10 protein-coding genes are annotated in these 8,036 nt (G+C 50.5%); all 10 read right to left on the reverse strand.

Annotated features, from left to right (window positions below; genetic code table 11):
• Positions 1-185: 185 nt before the first annotated feature.
• Positions 186-434 (reverse strand): hypothetical protein, encoded by a 249-nt coding sequence (locus tag QZP87_RS03875; RefSeq protein WP_291321603.1) that lies wholly within the window; start codon positions 432-434, stop codon positions 186-188.
• A gap of 109 nt (positions 435-543) precedes the next feature.
• Complete coding sequence (rapZ, locus tag QZP87_RS03880; RefSeq protein ID WP_291321604.1) at positions 544-1,476, reverse strand: RNase adapter RapZ; 933 nt, start codon at positions 1,474-1,476, stop codon at positions 544-546.
• The gene (locus tag QZP87_RS03885; RefSeq protein WP_291321605.1) at positions 1,452-1,901 is read right to left on the reverse strand and encodes a PTS sugar transporter subunit IIA; all 450 of its coding nucleotides are present in this window, start codon (positions 1,899-1,901) and stop codon (positions 1,452-1,454) included. The genes rapZ and QZP87_RS03885 overlap by 25 nt, the downstream gene beginning before the upstream one ends.
• A 35-nt stretch (positions 1,902-1,936) precedes the next feature.
• Positions 1,937-2,488 carry a ribosome-associated translation inhibitor RaiA gene (raiA, locus tag QZP87_RS03890; RefSeq protein WP_291321606.1) on the reverse strand — a complete coding sequence of 184 codons (552 nt, stop codon included), beginning with the start codon at positions 2,486-2,488 and terminating at the stop codon, positions 1,937-1,939.
• A gap of 180 nt (positions 2,489-2,668) precedes the next feature.
• Positions 2,669-4,114 (reverse strand): RNA polymerase factor sigma-54, encoded by a 1,446-nt coding sequence (gene rpoN / locus QZP87_RS03895; RefSeq protein WP_291321607.1) that lies wholly within the window; start codon positions 4,112-4,114, stop codon positions 2,669-2,671.
• A gap of 16 nt (positions 4,115-4,130) precedes the next feature.
• Positions 4,131-4,853: an LPS export ABC transporter ATP-binding protein gene (lptB, locus tag QZP87_RS03900; protein ID WP_291321608.1), complete on the reverse strand. Its 723-nt coding sequence runs from the start codon at positions 4,851-4,853 to the stop codon at positions 4,131-4,133.
• The gene (locus tag QZP87_RS03905) at positions 4,850-5,362 is read right to left on the reverse strand and encodes an LptA/OstA family protein (protein WP_291321609.1); all 513 of its coding nucleotides are present in this window, start codon (positions 5,360-5,362) and stop codon (positions 4,850-4,852) included. Before QZP87_RS03905 ends, lptB begins: the two co-directional genes overlap by 4 nt.
• 171 nt (positions 5,363-5,533) lie before the next feature.
• The gene (gene lptC, locus QZP87_RS03910; protein ID WP_291321610.1) at positions 5,534-6,109 is read right to left on the reverse strand and encodes an LPS export ABC transporter periplasmic protein LptC; all 576 of its coding nucleotides are present in this window, start codon (positions 6,107-6,109) and stop codon (positions 5,534-5,536) included.
• Positions 6,102-6,638, reverse strand: coding sequence for an HAD hydrolase family protein (locus tag QZP87_RS03915; protein WP_291321611.1), 537 nt, complete (start codon positions 6,636-6,638; stop codon positions 6,102-6,104). Before QZP87_RS03915 ends, lptC begins: the two co-directional genes overlap by 8 nt.
• Entirely contained in the window at positions 6,628-7,428 is an 801-nt protein-coding gene (gene kdsA, locus QZP87_RS03920) for a 3-deoxy-8-phosphooctulonate synthase (RefSeq protein ID WP_291321612.1), read from the reverse strand. Before kdsA ends, QZP87_RS03915 begins: the two co-directional genes overlap by 11 nt.
• Positions 7,429-8,036: the final 608 nt, after the last annotated feature.

Raw genomic sequence — 8,036 nt, forward strand, 5'->3', positions numbered from 1 at the left:
AACCCTTGCAGGACGCGTTGAGCACGGGGACTGGCTCTCCCGGCACTTATTTTTCTAATCTGTTTCTTGTTCAATAAAAAATAAGTGCCGGGGTGCCTGTCCCCACAAACAAGAAAGCAAAGATTTTTCTTGTTCCCAGGCTCCAGCCTGGGGACATCGCTTTTTTGTGGCTCCAGCTACATTTTTTAAGAAGCGGCTGGAGCCGCAAGAACTAAGCGTTCCCAGGCTGGAGCCTGGGAACGAGAGGTAAAGAAGCGGCTGGAGCCGCAAGAACTAAGCGTTCCCAGGCTGGAGCCTGGGAACGAGAGGTAAACTGGAGCCTGGGAACGAGAGGTAACCAGGAACGAAGAACGAAGAACCAGGAACGAAGAACGAAGAACCAGGAACGAAGAACGAAGAACTACGAACCAGGAACCGATTTTTACGACCAACATGTTTGTTTGAAATTTGTGCTAAGCGCCTAAACAGATACCGGATTATTATAATAAGTGCGAAAGCCGGTCCCCTTCCAGCTCGAATATGTGTCTTTGTAGTGTATTTTGTTCACCCCAACTGGCAGTGGCGATGCTCCACTGACACCAGGTAACCGGTGTTTTTCAGGAAAGCCGCCACATTCTCCACCACAGCCACGGAACGGTGCCTTCCCCCGGTGCATCCGAAAGCCATTGTCAGCCTGTAGCGTCCCTCCTTTTGAAACAGGGGCAGAATAAAACCAAGAAAATCCTTGTATTTTTCCAGGTAGGCCGCCCCTGGATGCTGCCCAAGCACATAATCTGAAACGGCGCTGTCTTTGCCTGACATGCTTTTCAGCTCAGGTTCGAAAAAAGGATTGGGCAGAAAGCGCAGATCCTGGACCATATCGGCTTCCGAGGGCATACCGTACTTAAATCCAAAGGAAATGAGATGCACCCGGATGCCTGCAAAGGCCTGATCCAGGTATTCCCATTTTTCCTTAAGCACCCGGCGCAGGTCGTGGATGCTGAAGTCGGAAGTGTCCAGCACCAGGTGTGCATCGTTTCTAAGAGGCTCCAGAAGATGCTTTTCCTTTTCCAGAGCCTGTTCCAGCCCTATGCCTTCACCTTCCAAGGGGTGTGGGCGTCTGGTTTCAGCGTAGCGTCGAACCAGGATTCCACACCCGGATTCAAGGTAAATTATCTGTAAGCAAATCCTGTTTTGAGAGATTTTGTCGCGTACGCCGACCCACTCCCTTGCAAAATCGCTTTGGCGCAGGTCCATGCCAAGGGCCAGCCCGCGGAAGTTTTTGGGGTTTTCTCTGGAAAAAAGCTCCATTATGGTAGGTGCCAGGCTTACCGGCAGTCCATCCACACAAAAAAAACCCAGATCTTCAAATACGTTGAGGGCGGTGCTTTTTCCAGCTCCGGAAAGACCGGTTACAATAATAACAGGGTAACAGCTTTCTTCTCCTGTCTGTCGGACTGGAGATGCAACAGCTAGACCCTGTTTATCAGATTCCATAGTTCATCCCTGGACTGGGCGTTGATAAAGGAGTCCTTGAAATCATGGTCCTGAAGCAGTCTGGATATAAAGGCCAGTATCTTCAAGTGCTTGCCGGCGCTCTTTTCAGGTGCCAGTACAAGAAAAAAAATGTACACAGGTTTGTGGTCCAGGGCGGCAAAGTCCACCCCGTCCCGGCTCAGTCCTGCGCTTATGAGGATGTTTTCAAGACAGGCAAACTTGCCGTGTGGAATGGCCACGCCATCGCCTATGCCTGTGGTCCCCAGGTTTTCCCTGCTTAGGAGCACGCTGTTGACTTCCTGACGGTCCAGATAGTCGTACTTGTGCAACAGTGGCAAGGCCAGTTCATCCAGGACTTCTGATTTGGTCCTGGATGACAGGCCTGCGACTATCTGGTCCGGGCTTAAAAAATCCGTAAGGTGCATGTTATAACTCTATGTGATAAAAACCTGACAACAGGTTAAACTCCAGGGTCTATAAATCCGAAGTCTCCATCCTTGCGGCGATAGACAACGTTGACCCTTTCGGTTTCAGCGTTCAAAAAAACCAGGAATTCGTACCCCAGTGTTTCAAGCTGCATGGCGGCCTCATCCAGGGGCATGGGCTTGGGTTCATACTGGTCGGTTGCCACAATCCGTGGTTCGCGGCTCTCACCTTCCTCGGCCGGGGCAAAACTGACTATGTCCATGCGGACCTGCTGTTTTTCCCGGGATTTTTTCTTCTTGTCCTTGATTTTGTCCCTCTGCTTTTTGAGCTGGGCTTCCAGCTTGTCCAGGCTCAAGTCAACAGTTGAGTACATGTCCTCTGTCTCCTCGTTGGCAGAAATATGCAGGTCCTTGCCGGTGAGGATGCATTCAGCGATGTGTCTGAATTTTTCAACTTCCATGTTTACCTGCAGCGAGGCATCGTCATTGGCTGTTATATATTTGGACAGTTTCTCAAAACGGTCCCGGGCGTAGTTTTTCAAATGGTCGGATGGTTCGAAGTTTTTAAAATTGAACTTGATCTCCATGTCTGCCTCCTTGGATTAAACTTACATATCCTGAATCAGTGTCTGTTTAGCGCATTTTAGGAAAGCAGGGGTCAGGCACCTCCGCACTTATTTTTAAAATGGTCTACGTTTTCTTGGAAAAATAAGTGCGGGGAGAGCCTGTCCCCGTGCCACATGCAAAGCGCTGAACAGATACCTGAATCAGAAGTATTTTTTTCTCTTTGAAGAAGATGGTATGTTAAGGGCCATGCGGTATTTGGCCACTGTTCTCCGGGCTATGTTCACATCGAGTTTCTGTTTTAAGGTGGTAGCGATGACCTCATCGCTCAGGGGTTTTAGAGGGTCTTCCTCCCGGACCATTTTTTTGATGGCGGCCTTAACGCTTGCTGACCCTACATGGCCTCCACCGTCCATGCTGAGGGCGCTATTGAAAAAGAACTTGAGCTCAAAAATGCCGTAAGGGGTAGAGACGTATTTATTGGTGGTTATCCTGCTCACCGTGGATTCGTGCATCTCTATGTCCTCGGCGACTTCTTTGAGAATGAGCGGCTTTAGCTGACTCACCCCGTGCTCGAAAAAATCCCTCTGGAATTTCAAAATGCTTTGCATTACCTTATATAGAGTACGTTGCCTCTGGTGCAGACTCTTCATGAGCCAGACCGCGGAGCGGGTCTTCTCCTGGATGTATTCATTTTCCTCTTTTTTGTTGGTCTTGTCTTTTACAAGCTGGTTATCTCCGGTATAGTAAGAGCTGAGCTGCAATGAGGGCAACCCCTCCTCGTTTAAAAGGATGATAAACTCGTCCTCGTATTTATAAACAAAAATGTCAGGGCTGATATAGACAACTTCCTCAGTGCCGTAACTGGCTCCTGGGAAGGGGTCCAGGCTTCTTATGACTCCAATATATTCCTGCATGTACTCCCGGCTGATATTGAATTTTTTCAGAAGGACAGCGATGCGGTTTTTTTCGATGTCTTCCAGGTGTTCCTGAACCAGGGAAGTCAGAACAGGATCATCCTCGTTAAGGGCTTCCAGCTGTAGCAGGAGGCATTCCTTGATGTTTCTGGCGCCGACACCGACGGGGTCGAAGTGCTGAATGCGTTTTAACACCGCTTCTACCTGCTCCTGGGCGGTGTCAGTGGAATGTGCGATTTCTTCTATGGTAGCCTGGAGGTAACCCCGGGAATCCAGATTGCCGATAATTTCTTCGCCAATGAGCATATCGCGGGCTGAGAAATCCTGGAGTTGCAGCTGCCAGAAAAGATGGCCTTCCAGAGAAGGCTTGGAAGAATGTCTGGCCTCGAAGCTCTGCAGCTCTTCAGGGGCCTCTCTCTCCTGACTTGCGGACTGCTTGGAGCTGCTGGAGAACTCACCAAGATAGTTTTCCCAGTCCGCATTTTTGATCATGGACTGTTCTTCGCTGTTGAGGCTGGTTTTGCGGCCTGCTTCTTCATTTATGTCGCGTACGGTCTGTTCATCCTCCTGGTACTGGGCCTCCTCCAGGATGGGATTTTCCATGAGTTCCTGCTGCACCACTTCCAAAAGCTCCACCCTGGACAGCTGCAATAGCTTGATGGCTTGCTGCAACTGAGGAGTCATCACCAGCTGTTGGGATAATTTTAGCTGTTGTCTAAGTTCCAGGGACATGTGTTTTAAATCCTGCCTACAATTGAAATGATTCGCCCAGGTATACCTGCCTGGCCCGGTCGTCTTGCGCTATCTCTTCTGGAGTGCCGTTTAAAATAACCCGGCCGTCGAAAATAAGAGAGGCCCGTTGGCATATTTTCAGGGTCTCCCGTACATTGTGATCTGAAATAAGTACTCCGATGTTATTCTGTTTTAATTTCAGGATAATTCTCTGGATGTCGTCCACAGCAATGGGGTCAATGCCTGCAAATGGTTCGTCCAGCAGGATGAACCTGGGATCCTTTATCAGGGATCTGGCTATTTCCAGACGACGGCGCTCCCCGCCGGAAAGAAATGATGCTTGCTGGCCGGCCAGCCTGGAGATACCCAGTTCGTACATCAGTGATTCAGCCTTTTCTTTGCGAAGCTTTTTGTCTTTGCAGGCATACTCCAGGATAAGCATCAGATTGTCATAGACGCTCAGTTTTTTGAAAATGGAGCTTTCCTGCGGCAGATAGCTCATCCCCAACTCTGCCCTTTTGGGCAGCGAAAGTCTAGTGATATCTTGTCCGGCAAAGACCACCCGGCCTCTGGTGGGTGGGATAATCCCCACCAGCATGTAGAAGGTGGTGGTTTTGCCGGCACCGTTGGGACCCAGAAGTCCCACAATTTCTCCCTGGGTTATATCCAGGGATATGCCCTTGACCACCAGCTTTTTGCCATATTGTTTGTAAACTTCAAGGGCCTGCAGGATGCTCACTGTTCATCCTCGTCGGGGTGAAAAATAACCCGGACCCTTTTTGCATCGCTGCCGAATACCTGAGAAGTGTGGTCTTTGAGGTTTAAAACAATTTTTTCGCCTTCAATGGTGTTTCTGCCTTCAATGAGCATGGGGTCCTGCTCCATCTCAACCACTTCTGTGTCGGGATGGTAGGTCAGAAGACCGCTTCTGCCTTCACGGCCGTCACCCTGAATGCGCACCTGACCTCTGGCCACGATTTTTTCGATGTTTTCATGATCGCCTTCTACAGAAGACTCATTGATTTCGGTTCCGTGTTTCAGGTACACGTAAAGTTCATCCGACCAGAGTTCGAAGTCATGGCGCAAGACGTATACATCCCCGGAGAATACGACCAGGTTTTCCCGGCCCTTGAAGGTCATGTCCGTGGAAGTGATTTCCGTACATGCATTGTTCCGGGCATGGACAGGAATGCACAAAAGAAAAAGGACTGCTGGAAGCAGCAAAATAGTGAATCTTTTTTTAAACATATACTCGCCTGTGTTATCACTACAGCGGAAAAATATTTACCTCCGGGGACTGGCTCTTGAGGCAATAATTAGCACAAAGTGTTGCTGTAGTGTTATCAGCCTGTCTGTAACCATACAGGGGGGCGGATACCGGCCAGCCTGGACATTGAGAATCCCTGGAATGGTTACGTTTTAATTCCTGGTGATAACTGTATGCACCCCCTGGGTGGCGACGATACTGTCTTCCTCCAGCATGATGAGAGCGCGCGGGGTGCTGACTTTTATTCCGTATCCGGTGAAGGCGACATTGTCCTGCAGGAGCACATGACCTTCTCCTTCGGTATATGTGGCCTTGCTGGATGTGGTGCGGACACCCCCGGACTCCGCCTCCACATGGGGCCACATATGAACTGTACCGGTATCCTGCTCTATCCTGCCCCTGGCAGCCCTAATCTTCAGGGGGTCCCGGTCGTTTTCCCCGAAATAGGTCATTACCGGGTCATGCAGCAGGTACCTGTTTTCACGGCGAATATAACCCGCCTCCAGGGCATTCAGTTCCCAGATTACTTTGTCCCTGGTGCTCTGGGTCAGAGTCAACCCCCTTATATTCAGATCAACTTCCAGGTCCCGGTCAAAATCCACCTGTTGAGGTCCCGGGGTGTCCTTCCAGAACATGTTGAGCAGAAAAAGCATCAGCAGTATGGTAAGGATGATGGGGGCAAAGTGACCAACATGTTGTTCCGGAATTTGTGCTAAGCGCCTAAACATCTCCATGGCTCCACTTTTGCCACTGCTTTTCCAGTTTGCCCTGGGCCTGCAGGATAAAACGCACTGCCTGGCGCACGGCCCCGTGCCCTCCAGTGGCGGTGCTGGTCCATATGGCCAGCTTTTTGATCTCGGGCTGGGCATTGGCGACAGCCATAGGCAGTCCCACATGCATCATGGGCCGGGCATCCACCCAGTCATCGCCCAGATAGGCCATTCGGAGAAAGTCCAGGTTTTTGTCCCTGGCAAGCCGCTCCAGGTAAGGCATCTTATGCACTGAACCGGCAAAATAATCGGTAATGCCCAGTTCTGTAATTCTTTTTTCCACAGCTGCGGAGTTGAGACCGGTTATGACAGCTATCTGCAGACCAGCGGCCATGGCCAGTTTCAGGCCCAGGCCGTCCTGGACATTGAATCTTTTCATTATGCCCCCGTTCTGGTCGTAATACAGTCCGCCGTCAGTTAATACTCCGTCGGCATCCAGGACGAGAAGATCGGTTTTCAGGGCTGCCTGTTCTGGATCATTCTTCATGCATTGCTTTCCTGATCCTAAGAAGATTTTGTAAAAGGGAAAAAGTCCTGTCCAGTGGCCAGGAGTTGGGTCCGTCGCACAGGGCTCTGTCCGGATCGGGGTGAACCTCCATAAATATGCCTGCCGCTCCTGCAGCTACTCCCGCCCTGGCCAGGGCTGGGACAAACTCCCTCTGTCCTCCGGAACAGGTCCCCAGGCCCCCGGGCAGCTGCACCGAATGAGTGGCATCCAGCACCACCGGGCATCCCAGCCCGGACATTATGGGGATGGCTTTGAAGTCCACCACCAGGTTGTTATAGCCGAAAGTGGTTCCCCGCTCGGTAATCCATATTCTATCTTTGCAGCCGGTCTTGTCCAGCACCCGGGCCATGTCCCAGGGGGCCATGAACTGTCCCTTTTTGATGTTGACGATTACTCCTGTTTCGGCTGCAGCCAGGATGAGATCCGTCTGGCGGCACAAAAGGGCCGGGATCTGGATGACATCCGCTACCCCGGCTACTTTTGAAGCCTGGTGCGGTAAATGAATATCCGTAATCAGGGGAAGGCCTGTTATATCCTTGATTTCCTGCAGCCAGTCCAGGCCCTGTTGCAGTCCAGGTCCCCTGAAACCATCCAGGGAACTGCGGTTGGCCTTGTCAAAGGAACTTTTGAAAATAATTGTGACTCCCAGGCTGCGAGCCATTTCAGCCAGGCTGTGGGCAATATGCAGGGCTGTATCCCTGCTTTCCAGAACGCATGGCCCCAGGATAAAGAAAAGCTTCTTTTTGCTCGTCTGCAGAAGATTATTCATAGCACCAGACATCTTCATTACTTGCGAGTTATCAGTTGATTGTTAACACTACAGCGAAATTTGTAAAAATATTATATCGTATCTCAATTGGGGACAGGCACGTTTGCCGATGGTAACTATTCACCATAACAGGCTGCCTGCCTGGGGCTCAGGTTTATAAAAGAATTTATCAGCCACCCGCTGCGCTCGACGTAAAGGCAGACGGGAAAGACAGACTGAATATTATTCTCCTGGCGACTTGCCAGAAGGAAAGGATGCCATCGCCTTGCGGCGAGGCAGAGTGTTGCACCGAAGGTGCTGGCAGCTTTTCGGCGGACAGGTCGTCCGCGGAAAGATATCCTGTGTCTGTCTTTTCAGTCTGGCTTATTGTCTGTGGCTAATAATTCTTTACCTGGCAAGGCTGAGGTTAACCAAAAATTATGGTGACTAGTTACAATTTTTGTATAAAAACTTTTGAGTATCCATTTCATTCTTCAAGAAGTTGTTGACCCGGATGTTTCCTGCAGTGCCAGGGAAAAGTCTCTGTCGTCCGGAACTGCAAGCCGGACCGCAGCCCGGACGAACTCTCTGAAAAGGGGGTGCGCCCGCATGGGACTGGACTTGAATTC

Source organism: Desulfonatronospira sp. (genome assembly GCA_003563255.1).
GTDB lineage: Bacteria > Desulfobacterota > Desulfovibrionia > Desulfovibrionales > Desulfonatronovibrionaceae > Desulfonatronospira.

Coding starts and splice junctions, on each gene's coding strand:
- QZP87_RS03875 (WP_291321603.1), bottom strand. CDS start 434: ATGTTGGTCGTAAAAATCGGTTCCTGGTTCGTAGTTCTTCGTTCTTCG.
- rapZ (WP_291321604.1), bottom strand. CDS start 1,476: ATGGAATCTGATAAACAGGGTCTAGCTGTTGCATCTCCAGTCCGACAG.
- QZP87_RS03885 (WP_291321605.1), bottom strand. CDS start 1,901: ATGCACCTTACGGATTTTTTAAGCCCGGACCAGATAGTCGCAGGCCTG.
- raiA (WP_291321606.1), bottom strand. CDS start 2,488: ATGGAGATCAAGTTCAATTTTAAAAACTTCGAACCATCCGACCATTTG.
- rpoN (WP_291321607.1), bottom strand. CDS start 4,114: ATGTCCCTGGAACTTAGACAACAGCTAAAATTATCCCAACAGCTGGTG.
- QZP87_RS03905 (WP_291321609.1), bottom strand. CDS start 5,362: ATGTTTAAAAAAAGATTCACTATTTTGCTGCTTCCAGCAGTCCTTTTT.
- lptC (WP_291321610.1), bottom strand. CDS start 6,109: ATGTTTAGGCGCTTAGCACAAATTCCGGAACAACATGTTGGTCACTTT.
- QZP87_RS03915 (WP_291321611.1), bottom strand. CDS start 6,638: ATGAAGAATGATCCAGAACAGGCAGCCCTGAAAACCGATCTTCTCGTC.
- kdsA (WP_291321612.1), bottom strand. CDS start 7,428: ATGAATAATCTTCTGCAGACGAGCAAAAAGAAGCTTTTCTTTATCCTG.